The organism is Microbacterium sp. ISL-59 (assembly GCF_018613945.1).
GTDB classification, from domain to species: Bacteria; Actinomycetota; Actinomycetes; order Actinomycetales; family Microbacteriaceae; genus Microbacterium; species Microbacterium oxydans_B.
The window spans coordinates 1-20,002 of sequence record NZ_JAGGPG010000001.1 but is presented as its reverse complement, the minus strand read 5'-3'; the positions used below and the strand labels follow the sequence as shown (position 1 = coordinate 20,002).

The following is a 20,002-nucleotide window of genomic DNA, read 5'->3' as shown; positions in this document are numbered from 1 at the left end:
CTAGCAAGGCGGACCTAACCAGTCTGCTCCGCGCAGCTCACCGGCGAAAGCCTGCGATTTATCTTGATGTCAAGATAAATCTATCACGCCTCGGCGGCATCTTCGCGCGACGGGCCGCGCGGATGGAGAGCACGCACCACGAGCCAGGTGACGGCGATCAACGGGGCGAAGAGCGGCAGCCCCATGATGAGCTTGAGCGTGCCGAGTGCGGTCACATCACCCGCGAGATACAGCGGGAGCTGCACGGCGAGTCGGGCGAAGAACAGTGCGGCCCACGCGATCCCGAGCCAGAAGTAGGCGCGACGCTTGCGCCGATCGTTGCGCCAGGTGGTGCCCTCCCCCATCAGGAAGCCGACCGCGAGGCCGATCAGCGACCAGCCGACGAGTGCCGACACGAGGATGACCGATCCATAGACCGCATTGGTGATGAGACCGGGGACGAAGTTGTCCGCTCCGCGACCGGTCCACAGTGCGAGCGCGGCCGCAGCGCCCGCGGCGACGAGTCCGCCGATCGCCGCGGAGGGCGGTGACTTCTGCAGCAGTCGGATGATCGTGAAGACCGCGGCGAGGCCGACGGAGATCCCGAGCGACAGGATCAGCGGCTCAGGGCGGATCGTGAAGATGATCACGAATGCCAGGCTCGGCAGCACCGATTCGAGGATGCCGCGGACTCCGCCGATCGCCGACCAGACGACCTTGTGCGTGCTAGCGGTCTCCGCCGGGTCGAGCCCCGCACGGCGCGCCGCGCTGCCGAGAGCCGCCCCGAGGATCTCGGAGGTGCTCTTCTCGCGTTCCGGATCGGCTTCCGGAGTGCTCACGCGGAGCCCGGGGTCGCCGGCATCTTGAGCGGGATCAGATCACGCGGGGGCATCGGAGAGCCGCCGCGCACGACGACGATCGAGCGGAAGAGGTCCTCGACCTTGGCGCCGGCCTCGGGATCCGACGCACCCGCTCCGCCGATCACGCCGCGGAGAAACCAGCGCGGGCCGTCGATGCCGATGAACCGCGCGAGGCGCAGACCGGAGCCTTCGCTCGCGGTCGCAGGGACCTCGGCGAGGAGCTCCTTGCCCAGGGGCCCGTCACGCTCCTCCACGCGGCCGCCCTGCGCCTTGACCTGGTCGCGCAGCTGTACGCGCGTCTCATCCCACAGTCCGCCGGACCTCGGGGCGGCGAACGGCTGCACCTGCAGGGAGGAGTCCGCGTAGTCGAGGCCGACGGCGACGATGCGCTTGGTCTGCTCCTCCACCTCGAGTCGGAGATTCAGCCCTTCACGCGGCAGGATCTTGATCCCGCCGAGGTCGATGTACGGGCGAACCGGGTTCGCCTCGGAGTCGTCGAAAGGTCCGTCGGTGGCGCGGTTCGCGGGCGCCGACTTGGAAGGAGTCGCGTTGTTGTCAGTCATCTGTTCTGCCCTGCTTCGTTCTGCGTGAGCCCCGCCTGGTATCCGGTGGAGCCGAAACCGCCGGCGCCGCGCACGCTGTCCGGCAGCTCATCCACCGGGATGAACGTGGCGCGTGTCACCGGCATGACGATCAGCTGTGCGATGCGATCGCCGACGGCCACATCGTACGCGCTCCTGTTATCGGTGTTGATCAGGCTCACCTTGATCTCACCCCGGTACCCGGCGTCGACCGTCCCCGGCGAGTTCACGATGGAGATCCCGTGCTTGGCCGCCAGCCCGCTGCGCGGAACGACGAAAGCCGCATATCCGTCGGGAAGCGCGATCCGGACTCCGGTGGCCACGAGAGCGCGCTCGCCCGGTTCCAGATGCACAGCCTCGGCCGCGACCAGATCGGCGCCGGCGTCGCCCGGATGTGCGTATCCGGGCACCACTGCAGCGATAATGGGGACATCAACGGAATCGGTCACCCCATGAGGCTAATGCAGAACCCCGCCACAGACGCACGTGTCCACTACCGCGAACGACTCTCGCCCAGCCTCTGGCTGCTGGTCACCGTCGCGGTGGCAGGACCGATGGTGTCTCTCGTCTTCGTGCCCATCGGGTCGACCGTCGCGCTGATCGTCGGCGCCGCCGTCTCTGCACTGCTCGTGCTCGGTTTCATCGCGGCGACGCCGGTCGTGTCGGTGGAGGGCCGTACGCTGCGAGCCGGTCGCGCACACATCGACGTCGAGCATCTGGGCGACCCGCTGGCACTCGGCGGAGAGGAAGCCCGACAGGCACGCGGTCCCGGTCTTCCCGCACGCGGCTGGCACCTGATCCGCGGCGGGATCGACGGGATCGTCGTCGTTCCGAATCTCGACGCGGACGACCCGGTCGATTCCTGGACCATCTCGAGCCGCACCCCCGACCGCCTGGCCGCGGCAATCCGCGCTGTGCGTTCCTGACGACGCGGCCGCTCCTGCCGGGTGCAGCCCGTCCCTGACCGCGCCACGCGTTCCTGACGGGCACCGCCCGCATACGACAGCGCGCCCCTGACCGAACGGTCGGGGGCGCGTGAGACGTCGCTCGGAGGACTGCTTACGCAGCGCACTCCTTGCAGATGGGCCCGGATGCGCCCTCGTGGTCGAGCTGTGATTGGTGCTTCACGAGGAAGCAGCTCATGCACGTGAACTCGTCCTGCTGCGCGGGCAGCACGACGACGTCGAGCTCGAGGTCGGAGAGGTCGGCACCCGGAAGGTCGAAGTTCGACGGGTTGTCGGAGTCTTCGTCCCCGCTTGAGCCGGAAGATTTGTCCGGCACACGCTCCTTGAGGGCTTCGATCGACTCGGAGTCGTCTTCGCTCTTTCGGGGGGCGTCGTAATCGGTTGCCATGCGGTAGATCTCCACTTTCATGGTGCGAGTGGGTGGTGCGCCGTCGGGTATCGGCGGCCATAGTTTGCACGACCCGGAGACATAACGCAAATGCGGTCCGTGCGACAGAGCAAACTCACGGCACGCCCAGGGTATTCCCGGCCCGGACGCCGCATGCGTGACACCATGAGCGGACACCCATCAGAGGGGCATTCGCATGGAAAACGTCACCATCGTCGGCACAGAAGCAGGAGTCCTCGTACTCGCGACCGAGTCGGGCGAGCGGTTCTCGCTGCCCATCGACGACGTGCTGCAGCGTGAGATCCGTCGCGCCACCCGCCAGGCAGAGCCCACCGCGCAGAAGCTCGCAGCGAGCCCGCGCGACATCCAGGCGCAGATCCGCGCCGGACTCACGGCTCCCGAGGTCGCTGAGCTGCTGGGAATCAGTGTCGACGACGTCGCCCGCTTCGAGGGTCCGGTCCTTGCCGAGCGCGAGCACATCATCGGCCAGGCACTCGCGGTTCCCGTGCTGATCGGCAGTGAGGTCGAACCCGACGCCCAGCCGACCTTCGGCGCCGCGGTCCGCGCGAAGCTCGCCGAGGTCGCAGCGACGGCGGAGCGATGGGCGAGCTGGAAGGAAGACTCCAGCTGGACGATCAAGCTCGAGTTCACGGCGAACGACGTCGACCACGACGCCCGCTGGAGCTTCGATCCTCGCCGCAGTGCTCTCTCGCCGCTGAACGCCGACGCCACCCAGCTCTCGCGACAGGGTTCGCTGCCCGAAGGTCTCATCCCGCGCTTGCGTGCGGTGGACGCGGAACGCATCAACTCCCCGTACAAGGACGAGAGTCGGTTCGACTCGGGCGCCTTCGGTCCGCGCCTGCTGCCTGCGCCCGAGGCGGAGTTCGAAGACCCCTCGCTCCCGGAGCGCTCCGACATCGCCGCGCAGGATGCGGCCATCAAGCGCGCTCCCTCCGCACAGAACACGAGCCCCGAGACCGCCGACCTGCTGGAGGCGCTCCGCCGCCGTCGCGGCCAGCGCGAGACGGCTCCCCTGCTCGACGACGCCGACGAGGCCGACCACTCCGACCCGATCTCACTTTTCGACGCGCTCGAGCAGCCCGACGATGAGCCCGAGCCGGAGCAACCTTCCGCCCAGGCCGCCCCTTCTGACACCGGAGACTCCGGTGGCCGCCGGCGCCGCCGCAATGCCATGCCCTCGTGGGACGAGATCGTCTTCGGAGCCCGCACCGACGAGTGACCGACCGGCACCGACGAGTGACTGACCGGCGCCGACGAGTAACGGCTCCCCGACCGTTCCTCGTCCGCTGTCTCAGCGCGCGAAAGCGCCGAGCCTGATCAGCGGAACCTGCCGCTCCTCGGGCGTGAGTGCGCCGTGTTGCCCGATCATGCCGCGCCCGCGCTGGTCCGCAGCGGTCCCGTCATAGACGGCCCACGCACCGCGGGCGACGGCCAGCAGCTCGCCGATCCGTGCCGACGCTGCTGCGGTGACGGTCGGCCCGAACAGTCCAGCGTGGATGGCTTCATCCCGAGTGACGACGTCCGCGACGCCCTCCAGGTCTCGCCGCCACCGGGCGGTGACTGCGGCGGTGTCGGCGTCGGCGTCGAGATAGACATGCAACATCCGCGGCTCGCCGCCGACATGACGCACGTCCCGCAGATGCACCTCCTCCAGCACGACCTGTCGATTGACGGCCACATCGACCATCCCGTGGTCCGAAGTGACGAGCACGCCGACCCCCGGCGGCACCCGAGCGGCCAGGGCGGCATCGATATCTTCGAGTGCCGCGACCCACTCGCGCGACGCGATGCCGTGCTTGTGGCCGGCCTTGTCGACCTCGGGAAGGTAGCAGTAGACGAGCGACCCGGGGTGGGCCTGCGCGAGCGCGTACGCGGCTTCGATGCGCGCGGTCGCCGTCGACGCGGCGACGAACTCCGCGCCCCGGAGCGTGGCTTTCGTGAATCCGCTGTGTGCGTAGCCGGCGAACCCGACCGCGAAACTCTCGTGTCCGTCATGACCGGCGCGTTCGAAGATGGTCGGCATCGGCTGCCAGGTGAGCGGGTCGATCCCGTCGGTCTCCCAGCCGCTGAGCTGATTGACGAGCACGTCGCGGCTCGAATCGAGCACCCGGTAGCCGACGAGGCCGTGCTCACCCGGCCACACGCCCGTGACGATGCTGGTGAGCGCAGCGGCCGTGGTCGAGGGGAACACCGACTGCGCGACGTCCTTCTTCGCCATCCCCGCCGTCAGCGAGCGGGCGTGCCCTGCGTGGGCACGGAGGCTGATCGCCCCGAGACCGTCGACGACGACGAGAACCACAGTTTCCGCACGCGGCAGCACCTCGGACTCGCCTCGGAGCGCGGCGAACAGGTCGTCCGCCACCCCGACGACGCTCCGGGCACTGGGCGAGGCGGACGGTAACATAAGGGACATCCGAGCCAGTCTGACACAGGCTCCCGTACGCCCTCAGGAAGTCCATGCCGAAAACCCCGCCGCCCGAGCCCGTCGAGGAGCGCATCCAGGACATCGATCTCTCCGCCGAGATGCAGGGTTCGTTCCTCGAGTACGCGTACTCGGTGATCTACTCCCGCGCTCTGCCCGATGCCCGCGACGGTCTGAAGCCGGTGCAGCGCCGCATCCTGTACCAGATGGCCGAGATGGGTCTCCGCCCCGACCGCGGCCACGTCAAGAGCGCACGCGTCGTCGGCGAGGTCATGGGAAAGCTCCACCCTCACGGCGACTCCGCCATCTACGACGCGCTGGTTCGTCTCGCGCAGGAGTGGGCGCTGCGCGTGCCCCTGATCGACGGCCACGGCAACTTCGGATCTCTCGACGATGGTCCGGCTGCCGCCCGATACACCGAGGCCCGGCTCGCGGCGGCGGCGCTCGCACTCACCGAGAACCTCGACGAAGACGTCGTCGACTTCATCCCGAACTACGACGGCCAGTTCCAGCAGCCGGCCGTGCTCCCTGCTGCCTTCCCGAACCTCCTCGTCAACGGCGCCAGTGGCATCGCCGTGGGCATGGCCACGAACATGGCACCGCACAACCTCATCGAGGTCGTCGCAGCGGCGACGCATCTGCTCGAGAACCCGGACGCCACCACCGAAGATCTGATGGAGTTCGTCCCCGGTCCCGATTTCCCCTCCGGCGGCATCCTGATGGGTCTCGACGGCGTCAAGGACGCCTACACGAACGGACGCGGAGCGCTCAAGGTCCGGGGCAAGACCTCCATCGAGCCGCTGGGTCCGCGCCGCACCGGCATCATCGTCTCCGAGCTGCCGTACATGGTCGGCCCCGAGCGGCTGATCGAGAAGATCCGCGACGCCGTGCAGGCGAAGAAGCTGCAGGGGATCAGCGACGTCACCGACCTGACCGACCGCAACCACGGGCTGCGCGTCGCGATCGGTGTCAAGACAGGGTTCGACCCGAACGCCGTCCTCGAGCAGCTGTACCGTCTGACCCCGCTCGAGGACTCGTTCAGCATCAACAACGTCGCGCTCGTCGACGGCCAGCCGCGCACCCTCGGCCTCAAGGAGATGCTGAGCGTCTACGTGGGCCATCGCCTCGAGGTGATCATGCGGCGGAGCCGCTACCGCCTCGCGCGCCGTGAAGAGCGTCTGCACCTCGTCGAGGGCCTGCTCATCGCGATCCTCGACATCGACGAGGTCATCCAGGTCATCCGCTCCTCCGACGACTCGGAGCAGGCGCGCACGCGTCTGCGCTCGGTGTTCGACCTGAGCGAGCTGCAGGCCGAGTACATCCTCGAGCTGCGACTGCGCCGCCTGACCAAGTTCTCGCGCATCGAACTCGAGACAGAACGCGACGCGCTGCTGGCGGAGATCGCCGCCCTCCGCGAACTGCTCGGCAGCCCGGTGCTCCTGCGTGGCGTGGTCGCCAAGGAACTGGATGCGGCGGCCGACGCGTACGGCACGCCGCGCCGGACGCTGCTCATGAACGCCGCCCCGCCCAAGCCGCGAGCGACCAAGGGAGCGGTCGATCTGCAGATCGCCGACGCGCCCACGGTCCTCGTGCTGTCCACCACGGGCCGCGCCGTGCGGGTCGACCTCGGCGAGGGGCAGGAGCTGACCGTTCCGGCACGTCGCAGCAAGCACGACGCGATCCTGACGACGGTCGAGACGACGGTCCGCGCGGAGATCGGGGCTCTCACCAGCCTCGGCCGTGTCGTGCGCTTCTCCCCCGTCGACCTGCCCTCCGTTCCCGCGACCTCCGTTCAGCTCGCTGCGGGGACACCGCTGCGCGACTACCTCGGGATCACGACCAGGAACGAGCGGATCCTCGGGTTCGTGCGTTTCGACAGCGAGACGCCGATCGCCCTCGGTACGGCGCAGGGAACGGTGAAGCGCATCGTCCCGACGTCGCTGCCGGCGCGCCCCGATCTCGAGGTCATCGGCATGAAGCCCGGCGATACGGTCGTGGGTGTAGCGGAGGCCCCCGACGAGTCCGATCTCGTGTTCGTCACGAGCGACGCGCAGCTGCTCCACTTCCCCGCCGCGAACGTGCGCCCTCAGGGAGCACCGGCAGGCGGCATGGCCGGAGTCAAGCTCGGCTCCGGTGCAACGGTGCTGTTCTTCGGCGTCGTCGATCCCGCAGCGGAGGTTGTCGTCGCAACGGTCTCCGGTGGCGAGAGCATCCTGCCCGGCACCGACCCGGGACGCGCGAAGGTGTCGGCGTTCGCGGAGTATCCGGCGAAGGGCCGCGCCACGGGCGGCGTGCGCGCGCACTCGTTCCTGAAGGGCGAGGATCGGCTCACCGTCGCCTGGGTGGGGCCGAACCCGCCTTTGGCTGTCGACCCGACCGGCGCCGTGCGCAAGCTCCCTGAAGCCGGAGCACGACGTGACGCCTCGGGTCAGCCCATCGACGGCGTGATCGGCAGCATCGGCCGCACACTCGTCTGAGAATGGGAGAGGGGCCGCGGCGATCCGCGGCCCCTCTCCCGTTTCTTCACCCGATCGGGGTCAGGCGTCGATCGATTCGCGCGACAGCCGGTCGGACGAGTCGATGATGAACTCGCGGCGCGGGGCCACCTCGTTGCCCATCAGGAGCTCGAAGACACGGCCTGCGGCCTCGGCATCCTCCATGCGCACGCGACGCAGCAGACGGCCGGAGCGGTCCATGGTCGTGTTGGCCAGCTGCTCGGCGTCCATCTCCCCGAGACCCTTGTAGCGCTGGATCGGCTCGTGCCAGCGCTTGCCGGCCTTGCGGAGCTTCGTCAGCAGCGCGTGCATCTCTTGCTCGCTGTAGGTGTAGATCGTCTCGTTCGGCTTCGACCCCGGGTTCATGACGATGACTCGGTGCAGCGGCGGAACGGCGGCGAAAACGCGACCGTCCTCGATCAGCGGTCGCATGTAGCGGAAGAACAACGTCAGCAGCAGCGTGCGGATGTGCGCGCCGTCGACGTCGGCGTCGCTCATCAGGATGATCTTCCCGTAGCGCGCGGCGCTGAGGTCGAACGTCCGGCCGGAGCCGGCGCCGATCACCTGGATGATCGACGCGCACTCGGCATTCGAGAGCATGTCGCCGACGGAGGCCTTCTGCACGTTGAGGATCTTTCCCCGGATCGGCAGCAGGGCCTGGAATTCGCTGTTGCGCGCATTCTTCGCGGTCCCGAGTGCCGAGTCGCCCTCGACGATGAAGAGCTCGCTGCGCTCGACCTCGTTCGTGCGGCAGTCGACGAGCTTCGTCGGCAGCGTCGACGACTCGAGAGCGTTCTTCCGGCGCTGCGTCTCCTTGTGGGCGCGCGCAGACACGCGGGCCTTCATCTCGGAGACGATCTTGTCGAGCAACTGCGACGCCTGGTTCTTGTCGTCACGCTTGGTCGAGCTGAAGCGCTCCCCCAGGTCCTTGCGGATCACCTGGGCCACGATCGCCCGCACGGCTGGCGTTCCCAGGATCTCCTTGGTCTGGCCCTCGAACTGCGGCTCCGGAACGTTGACCGTCAGGACCGCCGTGAGGCCGGCAAGGACATCGTCCTTCTCGAGCTTGTCGTTGCCGACCTTGAGTCGGCGCGCGTTCTGCTCGACCTGCGTCCGCAGCACTTTCAGGAGCTCCTGCTCGAACCCCTGCTGGTGGGTGCCGCCCTTGGGCGTGGAGATGATGTTGACGAATGAACGAACGCGGGTGTCGTACCCGGTCCCCCAGCGCAGCGCGATGTCGACGGCGCACGTCCGCTCCACCTCGGTGGAGACCATGTGCCCGTCGGCCTGCAAGACAGGAACGGTCTCCTTGAACGTCCCCTCACCCTGGATGCGCCAGGTGTCCGTGACAGGAGGATCGGTCGCCAGATACTCGACGAACTCCGAGATGCCGCCTTCGTACACGTAGGAGGTCTCGACGGGGCCGAGCGTGGTGGTCTCGCCCTCGGCATCAGGAATCGGGACGACCTGACCGGCAGCCCGCTCGTCCTTGACGACGATCTCGAGCCCCGGGACGAGGAAGGCCGTCTGGCGCGCCCGCGTCTCAAGCTCGGTGAGCTGGAACGCCGCGTCCTTGGTGAAGATCTGACGGTCGGCCCAGTACCGCACGCGGGTCCCGGTGACGCCGCGAGGCGCCTTGCCGATGACACGAAGCTCGCTGTTGTCCTGGAACGGCGTGAACGGGGCGTCGGGGCGCTTCTCGCCAGAATCCTTGAAGATGCCGGGCTCGCCGCGATGGAACGACATCGCATACGTCTTCCCCCCACGATCCACCTCGACGTCGAGGCGTTCCGAGAGCGCGTTCACGACCGACGCGCCGACGCCGTGCAGGCCGCCGGAGGCGGCATAGGAGCCACCGCCGAACTTTCCGCCCGCGTGCAGCTTGGTGTAGACGACCTCGACGCCGGTGAGGCCGGTGCGCGGCTCGACGTCGACGGGGATGCCGCGGCCCCGGTCATGTACCTCGACGCTGCCGTCGGCGTGCAGGATGATGTCGATCTTCGTGCCGTTGCCCGCCACCGCCTCGTCGACGGAGTTGTCGATGATCTCCCAGAGGCAGTGCATGAGGCCCGGCGAACCGTTCGACCCGATGTACATGCCCGGGCGCTTGCGGACAGCTTCGAGCCCCTCAAGCACCTGGAGATGGTGGGCAGAATACTCGGCATTCACAATCTCTGAGTCTATTCTCGCGACCTGTACTCCAGCCGCAGACACTCCCCGTACGCCTCCAGTCCGTGCCCGTCCCGTACGCGCTGAGCGAAACACGCCGCAAACCGGGCATGCCCACAGGTGCAGCGTGGTTGTATTGACCAAATCAGCAAGCGAAGCCGACACCCGAGGAGGCACCGAGATGAATGCAACGACCGAACGTGACACCTCCACCATCGAGTTCCGTCTGACGGCAATGGATCGTTGTGATTCGTGCGGCGCTCAGGCGTACATCGCCGCCGAGGTGAACGGCTCCGAGCTCCTGTTCTGCGCCCACCACGGCCGCAAGTACGAAGAGAAGCTCCGCAGCATCGCGACCAGCTGGCACGACGAGACTGCTCGCCTGATCCAGGCGGTCTGACTCCGTCAGTCCCGCACGACCCGGCGGACCCGAGCGGTCAGCCGGGTGAGGATCTCCTCGCCCACAGTGTCGATACGCTCAGCGAGAGTGGTTGCCGACGATTCGCCGCGGTCGCCTGCGCCGAACAGCGTGACCTCGTCCCCCACCCTCAGCCCCGGCCACCCCGCGACGACCGACGTCGTCTGACCCACGGCCGTCAGATTCCGGGCGCCGTCGGGGGTCCCCACGTCGACCCCCCTGAGGGTCGAGGGGAAACCGTCGAAACTGCCGATCGAGATCACGGCATCGCCGTCGACGACATCGACGACGGTCGCCACCAGACTCGCCACCGGACGGACGCCCGGGAGCTCAGGACCGTCAGCGGAGCGGATGCCGTAGCAGAACGCTCCGATGCGAGACACCGTGCCGCGCATCTCGGGACGCCACCAGGATGCCGCTGAGGCGGTCAGGTGCAGTGAAGCGGGAACCGGCCCCGACTCCCCCACGACGCGCACCGCGTCCAGGAACACCGCTTGCGCGTCGTCGTCCTCCTCGTCGCTCGCCTCGGCGATGTGACTCCACACGCCATCGAGCTCGAGCAGTCCTGCGCGCTCCGCCGCCCGGGCGTCCGCCACCGTCGCGGCCCAGTCCTCCGGCAGGATCCCGTTGCGGTGCAGCCCCGTGTCGATCTTCAGGTGCACACGCGCGCGCACACCGAGCGCGTCGGCGCGCGTGATGATCCGCCGCAGATAGTCGGTCGTGCCCACTCCGAGATCGATCTGCTGCAGGAGGGCGTCGTCGACCTCGGCATCCGTCGACGTCGCCCAGGCGAAGATCCGCGCATCCCCGCCTGCGACGCGTCGAACGCTCAGTCCGCCCGTGATGTCGTAGCTGCCGAACCGGTCGACGCCCGCCTGGACCGCCGTCTCGACGGCCCACGCGAGTCCGTGTCCGTATGCGTCGTCCTTGAGCACGAGCATGAGGGCCGACGGTGCGATCCGCGTGCGCACGGCCTCGATGTTCGTCCGGAAGACGCTGCTGCTGATGCGGAGCTCAGGGCGGCTCATGCCTCCCACCCCCGCGCCGCGTGCGCGCCGGCCACCGTGACGAGCTCCGCCGCCGCCATCCCGGTGACCGCGCTCCATTGGGCGAGTCCGTCCGCGGCGGTGCCGCGTCCACCGAAGTACGTGACCTCCGCACCGGCTTCGATGTCGGAGCCGTCGAGATCGACGACGCAGACGTCCATGGCGACGCGCCCGATGATGGGTCGCGCGACACCGTCGACGTCGACGAGCCCCTGGTTCCCGAGCGCTCGCACGATGCCCTGCGCGTAACCGCCCGTCACGAGCGCCACCGTCGTGTCCGCGGGCGCGCGGTAGGTGTAGCCGTACGAGACTGCATCGCCGGCACGAAGGCGCTTGGTGGACAGCACGCGGCCGGTGAGGCGCATCACGGGCTGTGTCACGAGGACGCCTGACTCATCAGGAAGTCCGTACAGCAGAGTCGGGTCGATATCGGCTTCACCGGAGGTCACCCCGACGATCCCCTCCAGACGCAGCGCCTCGATCTCTCCGTCAGCGTCGACCAGCACCTGCTCGGCGCCGGCGGCGGTCACCGCCTGCGCGACGGCGAGGACACCGTGGCCCCAGGCATCGCGCCGCAGATCGGCGACGCGCCCGCCGGCGAGCACCGCCGCTGACGCCCCTGCAGCCAGGGCAGACCGGGAGATGATCGCTCGCGGCAGGGCGCTGGAAGTCGTCTCACACACGTCCTCCACCCTAGCTTCCGACTCCCAGGTGGACCTGCGCGGCCCCCGTAGACTGGTGGAGACCCCGACCCAGGAGCCACATGTCTCGTCTTTCCCTCACGCCCCGTATCCGCTACCTGCTGGGACGTGCCCGCCGCATCGACGTCGGATCGGTGGTGGAACGGGCCAAAGAGGCTTCGGAGCAACACCACAAGGCTGTGCCCGGCATCGTCGTGGACATGCTGTGGTCCGCCGCCCGCCACAACGTCGGATTCCAGGACTACATCGACTACGACTTCGCGATGCTCACCAAGGCCGAACGCGAGACGTACATGACGCACCCGGTGTCGAACCAGCTCTCGCAGCGGTACGACCACCCGGACTACCGCTGGATCTTCCAGGACAAGGTCGAGTTCGACAAGCAGTTCTCCGCGTTCCTGAAGCGCGAGTGGATGGTCGTCGAAGAGGGCAACGCTCAGGCCGTCCGTGAACTCACCGAACGCCTCGGCACGATCGTGACGAAGGAGCCGGTAGGGCAAGCGGGCACGGGTGTGCACCGCTACCACGCCGCCGATGTCGACGATTGGGAGGAGTTCCACCGCGGACTGCTGGAGCGCGGCGAACTGCTCATCGAAGAGGTGATCCGTCAGCACGATGCCCTGGCGGCCGTGTGCCCCGGCACCGTGAACACCACACGCATCACCGCGTTCTTCGATGGCGAGAACGCGCACATCCTTGCGATGGCGCAGAAGTTCGGACGCGGCGAGGTCAGCGATCAGATGACCTTCGGTGGCTTCTACACGATGCTCGACGAGAACGGCCACGCCATCGGCGCCGGCTACGATTCGCACGGGCACGTGCACGAGACGCACCCCGACTCCGGTTTCCGCATCGCCGACTTCCAGTTGCCGTACATGGAAGAGGTGCGGGCTTTCATCGACGAGGTCGCCCGCGTCGTGCCGCAGGTGCAGTACGTCGGCTGGGACATCGTCGTGTCCCCCGACGGCCCCGTACTCGTCGAGGGCAACTGGGGCGCCGGCGTCTATGAGAACAAGCCCAGCGTCACCGGCATCCGCACCGGTCACAAGCCCCGCTACCGCGAGGTCATCGGCTTCTGAGACACGAAGAAGGCCCCGGATGCTCGAGCATCCGGGGCCTTCTTCGTGTGTTCCGAGGGATCAGATCGCGCGGACGATTCCGAGCGGCGTGGACTCGAGGCCCTGGCCGAGGGGGTTGTCGCCGAGGATCTTCACCAGACGACGCTCACCGTCTTTGTCGAGCGTCGAACCGAGGATGTTGCCCCCGAGATCATTGATATCGACCACCGCGACCTCCGCGTGACCGCCGATGAGCTTCTTGAGGCGGGCTGCGACACCGTCAGGATCCTTCGGTCCGAGCACGACCGCCTCGTTGTACGGCGGGATCGTGTGCTTGGTGGGTCCGTCGATCGCGCGGGCCTTGTCACCCGCGATGCGATAGAAGTCACCGCGGCGACCGAACGCCTTGGTGACCGCCGCCACGGCAGATGCGAACAGGATGCGCGGCGTACCGCACTCCCGCAGCGCCATCTCCATCGTCTCCGGCATGCCGAGCCCGATGCCGTACGGCGTGCGAGTGACGTACTTCGACAGGAACAGCGCGAGCTTGCGCGGCTTGATCTCATCGAGACGGTATGACCGCCCCTGCGTGATCGCCACGATCTTCTCGGTCACGAACAGCAGGTCGCCCGGCTGCACCGCGTCCTTGGCGTACTCGGTGATGATCGCATCGATGTCGTCCTCGGGCATGACCACACGAGTGCGCAGCGGGATGCGCGCATAGCTCTTGCCGTCGACGCTCGCCTCGAGAGCCTTGCCGTCGTTCGCCTGGCTCATTCGAGGTAGTCCCGCAGGGACTGCGAACGGCTCGGGTGACGCAGCTTCGCCATCGTCTTCGACTCGATCTGGCGGATGCGCTCGCGCGTCACGCCGAACGTGTCACCGATCTGGTCGAGGGTCTTGGGCTGACCGTCGCCCAGGCCGAAGCGCATGCGGATCACGCCTGCTTCGCGCTCGGAGAGCGAGTCGAGCAGCTGCTCGAGCTGACGCTGCAGCATGGTGAATCCCACGGCGTCTGCCGGAACCACGGCCTCGGTGTCCTCGATCAGGTCACCGAACTCGCTGTCGCCGTCCTCGCCGAGCGGAGTGTGCAGCGAGATGGGCTCGCGGCCGTACTTCTGCACCTCCACGACCTTCTCCGGCGTCATGTCCAGCTCGCGGCTGAGCTCTTCCGGAGTGGGTTCGCGACCGAGGTCCTGCAGCATCTGACGCTGCACGCGGGCGAGCTTGTTGATGACCTCGACCATGTGCACCGGGATGCGGATCGTGCGGGCCTGGTCGGCCATCGCACGCGTGATCGCCTGACGGATCCACCAGGTGGCGTAGGTCGAGAACTTGAAGCCCTTGGTGTAGTCGAACTTCTCGACGGCACGGATCAGACCGAGGTTGCCCTCCTGGATCAGATCCAGGAACTGCATGCCGCGGCCCGTGTAGCGCTTCGCGAGGGAGACGACGAGACGGAGGTTGGCGCCGAGCAGGTGGCTCTTCGCACGCTGGCCGTCGCGGGCGACCCACTGCAGGTCGAGTCCGAGCTGGCTCGTCTTCTCGGCCGCCGACATCGCCGACAGCTTCTCTTCGGCGAACAGACCCGCCTCGATGCGCATCGCGAGCTCGACCTCTTCGGCCGCGTTCAGGAGCGCGACCTTTCCGATCTGCTTCAGGTAGTCCTTGACGGGGTCAGCCGTCGCACCGGTGATCTGCGTCGAGTAGACGGGAACGTCTTCATCATCGTTCGACGAGATGACGATCGCGCCGGTCGGCAGCGGCTCGGTGAACTTCGGCTTGGCGTCTTCGTCCTCGTCGTCGTCGACAGCGGCCACGGCAGGAGCCTCGTCTTCTTCGACGACGTCCTCGGCCTTCTTCTTCTTGACGGGGGCGCGCTTCGCGGCAGCACGCTTCGCCGCGCTCAGCGGCGCGGGCTTCTCGGGCGCATCGGCTTCGACCGGAGCGTCGGCGGTCGTCTCTTCGGCAGCCTTCTTCGTCCGGGTGTTCTTCGTCGTGGCAGGAGTCACGTTTCGCCTTTCACGGAGCTGCTGTGTAGCCCCGGGACATTTCGGACACTAGTAAGACCCTTGTCAAGTCCAGCGCTCGAAAACACTGATTGACAACGGGTCAGAGTCCTAGTATCGCACACGTGTGGCGATGCGGACGCATTCCGACGAAGTTCTCCCGTGTCGATCTCAACCGCGACCGGGCTTGTCCTCGTCGCCGGACGGACGAGAGGCGAGGTAGCGCTCCAGCTCGGCCGCCAGCTCATCGGCGCTGGGCAGGTCGCGCTCGCTGAATCCGCCCTCGTCATAGGAATCGTCGTCGGGGTTGCGCCCCGCCATGTAGGCGTCGTAGCGACGCTCGAGGTTGTGCACCATCTGCTGCAGCTCGTCGTTCCCCGCGACCTGCTCCCCGACGCGCGTCAGGTAGTCCTCACGCCGCTCCTGCACCGCGTCGAGCATCAGTACCAGGCCCGTCGAGGCCATGAGCTTCTCGGCGGCGGCGATCACGGCATCGGGATTCTCCGTCTCCGCGAGATAGTGCGGTACCAGCAGCACGAACCCGACCGCGCGCTCATCGCGCTCGATGAAACGGAACTCGAGCAGGTGCCCGGCAGTGGCCGGCACCTGGGTCCGCGGCCTCCACACCGAATGCGCAACCGTGAGGTCGCGACGGTTGCCGCTCACCGTCGTGCCGATCGGACGGGTGTGCGGCACCGGCATGGCGATCGAGTGGACCCAGTGGAGCCCGGAAACATCGAACTCCGCGGCCAGATCCAGCACCGTGCTCGCGAACGCGTTCCAAGCGAAGTCCGGCTCATAGCCTGCGAGGAGGAGGAAGGGCCGATCCAGGGCATCCGTCGCGAGGGAGAGCTCGAGCCGGGGCGGACGGAACTCGGTGAGGTGATCCTGGTCGAAGGAGATCACCGGCCGTCGAGCGCGATAGTCCAGCAGTGCATCGTTGTCGAAGACGACGACCGGCTCGGGCGACGCGGTCTCGCGCAGGTGGTCGATGAGCCCGGAGACAGCGCTGCCCGCATCGGTGAAACCGGTGAGGAGAACCACCAGGGGCAGGCCGTGCGGCACTGTCGGCGCATTCGCGACACGTTCGTGGATCTCACCGGAGAAGGGCATGCCTCCATGCTACGAGCAGGTCCGGATACCGGGGCGCGACGCATCATGCTGAGAGCGAACACTCCCATGGGCGGCGGACGACCATGCTGCGGCGAAGATCCTAGGATGGAAGACATGACGCTTCCCGTGCTCTCGCACACCACCGCTCAGTTCCCCGGAAGCGCTGCAGATGCCGCAGTGCTCGTCGTCGCCGCTCTTCCCGAGTCTGCGGAATCGCTGTCCTCCTACCCGGGCCTGGCCGACGCGCTGGCAGGTATCGGATTCACCGGATCCGCCGGATCATTCGCCCGCGTGCACCTCCCCGAGGTCGCCGCTGTGCCGTTCGCGGTCGTGGGAGCAGGCGACAAGCCCGACGCCGCCGCCGTCCGCAATGCAGCCGGTGCCGCGCTGCGCTCCCTCACCGGATTCGACCACGTCGCGCTCGGTCTCGCCGACGGTCTCGAGGGGTTCGCCGCTGCGGCGGCCGAGGGCTCCGTCCTCGGCGGTCACCGCTTCGACGGATACCGTTCCGAGAAGGGCAAGACCCGTGCCACCGCGGTCACCCTCCACGCGGCGCTCACCGATGCGGAGGCCGCACACGCCCAGGCCATCGGCGATGCTGTGGCGCTGATCAAAGACCTCGTCAATGTGCCCGCAGAGTGGCAGAGCCCCGCGCAGCTCGCGCAGAGTGCCGCCGACAGCGTCGCCGACCTCGCCGTCACGGTCGAGATCCTCGACGAGAAGGAGTTGGCGGAGAAGGGCTTCGGAGGCATCCTGGGTGTCGGACAGGGCTCCGACCGGCCGCCGCGGCTGGTTCGTCTCGACTACTCGCCCGCCGGAGCGAATCGCCACATCGCCCTCGTCGGCAAGGGCATCACCTTCGACACGGGCGGCCTGTCGCTGAAGCCCGCGGCATCGATGGTCGGGATGAAGTTCGACATGGCGGGAGCGGCCACCTCTCTCGCGGCGCTCCGCGCGATCGCCGCGCTGCAGCTCCCGGTGCATGTGACGGCCTGGCTCTGCATCACCGACAACATGCCCTCCGGGCGCGCACTCCGTCCGGGCGACGTCATCCGCATCCTCGACGGCACGACCGTCGAGGTCCAGAACACCGATGCCGAAGGCCGGCTCGTGCTCGCCGACGGCCTGGTCGCCGCGAGTCGCGAGCAGCCGGATGTGATCATCGACGTCGCCACTCTCACCGGTGCGATCGTCGCCGCCCTCGGGCACCGCCACACGGGCGTCTTCGGCGATGATGACACCGTCGCCGAGTTCCTCGCCGCGGCCGAGCAGGTCGACGAGCCCGCCTGGCACATGCCGCTGCCGACCTACATGGAGGAGTCGCTCGATTCCCCCATCGCCGACCTGCAGAACGCGAACATGGGTGACCGGATGGGAGGCGCCTCGTTCGCCGGCCTGTTCCTGCGCCGCTTCGTCGGCCGCACTTCCGAGGCCGAGGACGCACCGCGCATCCCCTGGGTCCACCTCGACATCGCCGGCTCCGGCGAGCACGGCGGATCGCCGTACGGCTTCACGGAGAAGGGCCCCACGGGGGCGATGGTCCGATCGATCGTCGCCTTCGCCGCAGCATCCCACAAGGAGGCATGACACATGACAACCCACACCTTCGACGTCGTCGTCCTGGGCGGCGGCAGCGGCGGCTACGCCGCGGCTCTGCGTGCCAGTGAACTCGGCAAGTCCGTCGCACTCGTCGAGAAGGACAAGGTCGGCGGCACGTGCCTGCACCGCGGCTGCATCCCGACCAAGGCGCTGCTGCACGCCGCAGAGGTCGCCGAGCACGTTCGCGATGCCGCCTCCGTCGGAGTCACGGCCACGCTGGAGGGCATCGACCCCGCAGGTGTCCGCGCCTACCGCGAGGGCATCGTCGCGAAGAAGTTCAAGGGTCTCGAGGGACTCGTCAAGGCTCGCGGCATCACCACCGTCGCCGGTCTCGGCCGGCTGAACGCCGATCGCAGCGTCAGTGTCGGCGACGACGTGTACGTCGGCGCCGACGTGGTGCTCGCGACGGGTTCCTACAGCCGTTCACTTCCCGGCCTCGACATCGGCGGGCGGATTCTCACCAGCGAACAGGCGCTCGCACTCGACGTCATCCCGGAGCGCGTCCTCATCCTCGGCGGCGGTGTCATCGGCGTCGAGTTCGCCAGTGTGTGGCGCTCTTTCGGCTCCGAGGTCACGATCATCGAAGCTTTGCCGCACCTGGTCCCGAACGAGGACATCGCCCTCAGCAAGGGCCTGGAGCGCGCATTCCGTCGCCGCGGCATCCAGTACTCGCTCGGTGTCCGCTTCCAGACGGCGACGCAGGATGACTCCTCCGTCACGGTCACGCTCGAAGACGGCAAGGAATTCACGGCCGAGTACCTGCTCGTCGCCGTCGGGCGCGGCCCCGTCACCGCCGACCTCGGATTCGAGGAGGCAGGCGTCACCCTCGACCGTGGTTTCGTGACGGTCGACGAGAACCTGCGCACCGGCGTGCCCGGGGTGTGGGCTGTGGGCGATATCGTTCCCGGCCTGCAGCTCGCGCACCGCGGGTTCCAGCAGGGCATCGCTGTCGCCGAGCGGATCGCCGGTCTGTCCCCCGCGAACATCCCCGACGTACAGATCCCCAAGGTCACCTATTCGAGCCCCGAGGTCGCCTCGGTCGGTGTCACCGAGGAGGCTGCGATCGCCGAGCACGGCGCCGACGCGGTCGCGGCGTACGAATACAACCTCGCCGGCAACGGCAAGAGTGAGATCATCGGGACGAGCGGGCTCGTCAAGGTCGTCCGGCTCAAGGACGGCCCTGTTCTCGGCGTGCATCTGCTCGGCGATCGCGTCGGCGAGCTCATCACCGAGGGACAGCTCGCTGTCGCCTGGGAGGCCCACCCCGAGGACATCGCCCCCCTGATCCACGCCCACCCGACCCAGAGCGAGGCACTCGGCGAAGCCTTCCTCGCACTGGCCGGCAAGCCCCTGCACGCCCTCTGAGCACCAACCGGTGCCCGAGTCACTAAGCTAGACAAGCGTCATACAACTTCTTGAAGGAGACTCAGTCATGAGCACATCCGTCGTCCTCCCCGCTCTCGGCGAGAGCGTCACAGAGGGTACGGTCACCCGCTGGCTCAAGCAGGTGGGAGACACCGTGCAGGCGGATGAGGGCCTGCTCGAGATCTCGACCGACAAGGTCGATACCGAGATCCCCTCCCCTGTTTCCGGCGTGATCGAGGAGATACTCGTGGCCGAAGACGAGACCGTCGAGGTCGGTGCGCTTCTCGCGCGAATCGGTGATGGCAGCGAATCCGCCCCTGCGGGAGACGCTCCTGCTGCCGCCGAGGCTGCACCGGCTGAGGCCGCGCCCGCCGAGGCCGAGGCCGCGCCCGCGGAATCCGCACCTGCTGCGGCCGCACCTGCGGCGGAGGCCCCCGCACCCGCCGCAGAGACGCCGGCTGCAGAATCCGCTCCCGCCGGCGACGCGACCGACATCGTGCTGCCCGAGCTCGGCGAGAGTGTCACCGAAGGCACCGTGACCCGTTGGCTCAAGCAGGTCGGCGACACCATCGCCGTCGACGAGGCACTCCTGGAGATCTCGACCGACAAGGTCGACACCGAGATCCCGTCGCCGGTCGCCGGTGTATTGCAGGAGATCGTCGCCGGCGAAGATGAGACCGTGGCTGTCGGCGCCGTCCTCGCTCGTGTCGGTTCCGGCGCTGCGCCGGCCGCTGAGGCACCCGCTGCCGAGGCACCGGCTGCCGAGGCACCGGCACCCGCCGCGGCACCGGCCGCCGCTCCGGCACCTGCCGC

19 protein-coding genes are annotated in these 20,002 nt (G+C 68.1%); 8 read left to right on the top strand and 11 right to left on the bottom strand.

Annotated features, from left to right (window positions below; genetic code table 11):
- Window positions 1-83: 83 nt before the first annotated feature.
- From J7E45_RS00095 to dut, 3 genes are read right to left on the bottom strand one after another with little or no spacing between them, the layout of a single operon-like run.
- Window positions 84-818, bottom strand: a complete 735-nt coding sequence (locus J7E45_RS00095; protein WP_091036658.1) for a DUF3159 domain-containing protein — start codon at window positions 816-818, stop codon at window positions 84-86.
- A complete protein-coding gene (locus J7E45_RS00090; RefSeq protein WP_091036661.1) occupies window positions 815-1,402 on the bottom strand; it encodes a DUF3710 domain-containing protein in 588 nt (195 codons plus the stop codon). The genes J7E45_RS00095 and J7E45_RS00090 overlap by 4 nt, the downstream gene beginning before the upstream one ends.
- On the bottom strand, window positions 1,399-1,869 hold the full coding sequence (gene dut / locus J7E45_RS00085) for a dUTP diphosphatase (RefSeq protein ID WP_215066314.1): 471 nt from the start codon (window positions 1,867-1,869) through the stop codon (window positions 1,399-1,401). The genes J7E45_RS00090 and dut overlap by 4 nt, the downstream gene beginning before the upstream one ends.
- Before the next feature lie 12 nt (window positions 1,870-1,881).
- Between dut and J7E45_RS00080 the strand changes: the two genes are divergently transcribed.
- Entirely contained in the window at window positions 1,882-2,346 is a 465-nt protein-coding gene (locus J7E45_RS00080) for a DUF3093 domain-containing protein (protein WP_215066312.1), read from the top strand.
- Window positions 2,347-2,479: 133 nt separating this feature from the next.
- Here J7E45_RS00080 and J7E45_RS00075 read toward each other — a convergent pair whose 3' ends face one another.
- The gene (locus J7E45_RS00075; protein WP_029263263.1) at window positions 2,480-2,773 is read right to left on the bottom strand and encodes a DUF4193 domain-containing protein; all 294 of its coding nucleotides are present in this window, start codon (window positions 2,771-2,773) and stop codon (window positions 2,480-2,482) included.
- A gap of 196 nt (window positions 2,774-2,969) precedes the next feature.
- On the opposite strand from J7E45_RS00075, the gene sepH reads away from it, so the two are divergent.
- Window positions 2,970-4,013, top strand: coding sequence for a septation protein SepH (gene sepH / locus J7E45_RS00070; RefSeq protein ID WP_215066310.1), 1,044 nt, complete (start codon window positions 2,970-2,972; stop codon window positions 4,011-4,013).
- A 72-nt stretch (window positions 4,014-4,085) separates the two neighbouring features.
- On the opposite strand, the gene J7E45_RS00065 is transcribed toward sepH, so the two are convergent.
- On the bottom strand, window positions 4,086-5,207 hold the full coding sequence (locus J7E45_RS00065; RefSeq protein WP_251053336.1) for an alkaline phosphatase family protein: 1,122 nt from the start codon (window positions 5,205-5,207) through the stop codon (window positions 4,086-4,088).
- A gap of 44 nt (window positions 5,208-5,251) precedes the next feature.
- Between J7E45_RS00065 and J7E45_RS00060 the strand changes: the two genes are divergently transcribed.
- A complete protein-coding gene (locus J7E45_RS00060) occupies window positions 5,252-7,693 on the top strand; it encodes a DNA topoisomerase IV subunit A (protein ID WP_215066308.1) in 2,442 nt (813 codons plus the stop codon).
- Window positions 7,694-7,753: 60 nt separating this feature from the next.
- On the opposite strand, the gene J7E45_RS00055 is transcribed toward J7E45_RS00060, so the two are convergent.
- Entirely contained in the window at window positions 7,754-9,880 is a 2,127-nt protein-coding gene (locus tag J7E45_RS00055) for a type IIA DNA topoisomerase subunit B (RefSeq protein ID WP_374225433.1), read from the bottom strand.
- Window positions 9,881-10,061: 181 nt separating this feature from the next.
- On the opposite strand from J7E45_RS00055, the gene J7E45_RS00050 reads away from it, so the two are divergent.
- Entirely contained in the window at window positions 10,062-10,280 is a 219-nt protein-coding gene (locus J7E45_RS00050) for a hypothetical protein (RefSeq protein ID WP_029263258.1), read from the top strand.
- Window positions 10,281-10,285: 5 nt separating this feature from the next.
- Here the strand turns inward: J7E45_RS00050 and J7E45_RS00045 are convergent, their stop codons facing one another.
- Window positions 10,286-11,326, bottom strand: a complete 1,041-nt coding sequence (locus J7E45_RS00045) for an alanine racemase (RefSeq protein WP_215066306.1) — start codon at window positions 11,324-11,326, stop codon at window positions 10,286-10,288.
- Window positions 11,323-12,027: an alanine racemase C-terminal domain-containing protein gene (locus J7E45_RS00040; protein ID WP_308162001.1), complete on the bottom strand. Its 705-nt coding sequence runs from the start codon at window positions 12,025-12,027 to the stop codon at window positions 11,323-11,325. Before J7E45_RS00040 ends, J7E45_RS00045 begins: the two co-directional genes overlap by 4 nt.
- Before the next feature lie 80 nt (window positions 12,028-12,107).
- Here J7E45_RS00040 and J7E45_RS00035 point away from each other — a divergent pair, with 80 nt between their 5' ends.
- Complete coding sequence (locus tag J7E45_RS00035) at window positions 12,108-13,124, top strand: sugar-transfer associated ATP-grasp domain-containing protein (RefSeq protein WP_215066304.1); 1,017 nt, start codon at window positions 12,108-12,110, stop codon at window positions 13,122-13,124.
- Window positions 13,125-13,184: 60 nt separating this feature from the next.
- Here J7E45_RS00035 and J7E45_RS00030 read toward each other — a convergent pair whose 3' ends face one another.
- The 3 genes from J7E45_RS00030 to J7E45_RS00020 all read right to left on the bottom strand — a co-directional run bounded on the left by J7E45_RS00030 (window position 13,185) and on the right by J7E45_RS00020 (window position 16,225).
- Complete coding sequence (locus J7E45_RS00030; RefSeq protein ID WP_091036685.1) at window positions 13,185-13,880, bottom strand: coenzyme F420-0:L-glutamate ligase; 696 nt, start codon at window positions 13,878-13,880, stop codon at window positions 13,185-13,187.
- Window positions 13,877-15,115, bottom strand: coding sequence for an RNA polymerase sigma factor (locus J7E45_RS00025; protein WP_091036688.1), 1,239 nt, complete (start codon window positions 15,113-15,115; stop codon window positions 13,877-13,879). The genes J7E45_RS00030 and J7E45_RS00025 overlap by 4 nt, the downstream gene beginning before the upstream one ends.
- Window positions 15,116-15,283: 168 nt before the next feature.
- A complete protein-coding gene (locus tag J7E45_RS00020; protein ID WP_215066302.1) occupies window positions 15,284-16,225 on the bottom strand; it encodes a PAC2 family protein in 942 nt (313 codons plus the stop codon).
- 114 nt (window positions 16,226-16,339) lie between these two features.
- Here J7E45_RS00020 and J7E45_RS00015 point away from each other — a divergent pair, with 114 nt between their 5' ends.
- The 3 genes from J7E45_RS00015 to J7E45_RS00005 all read left to right on the top strand — a co-directional run.
- Window positions 16,340-17,812 (top strand): leucyl aminopeptidase, encoded by a 1,473-nt coding sequence (locus J7E45_RS00015; protein ID WP_215066300.1) that lies wholly within the window; start codon window positions 16,340-16,342, stop codon window positions 17,810-17,812.
- Between the two features lie 3 nt (window positions 17,813-17,815).
- A complete protein-coding gene (gene lpdA, locus J7E45_RS00010; protein WP_215066298.1) occupies window positions 17,816-19,189 on the top strand; it encodes a dihydrolipoyl dehydrogenase in 1,374 nt (457 codons plus the stop codon).
- A gap of 67 nt (window positions 19,190-19,256) precedes the next feature.
- Window positions 19,257-20,002 (top strand): biotin/lipoyl-containing protein (locus J7E45_RS00005; protein ID WP_285228959.1); only part of this gene is annotated, 746 nt, incomplete at its 3' end.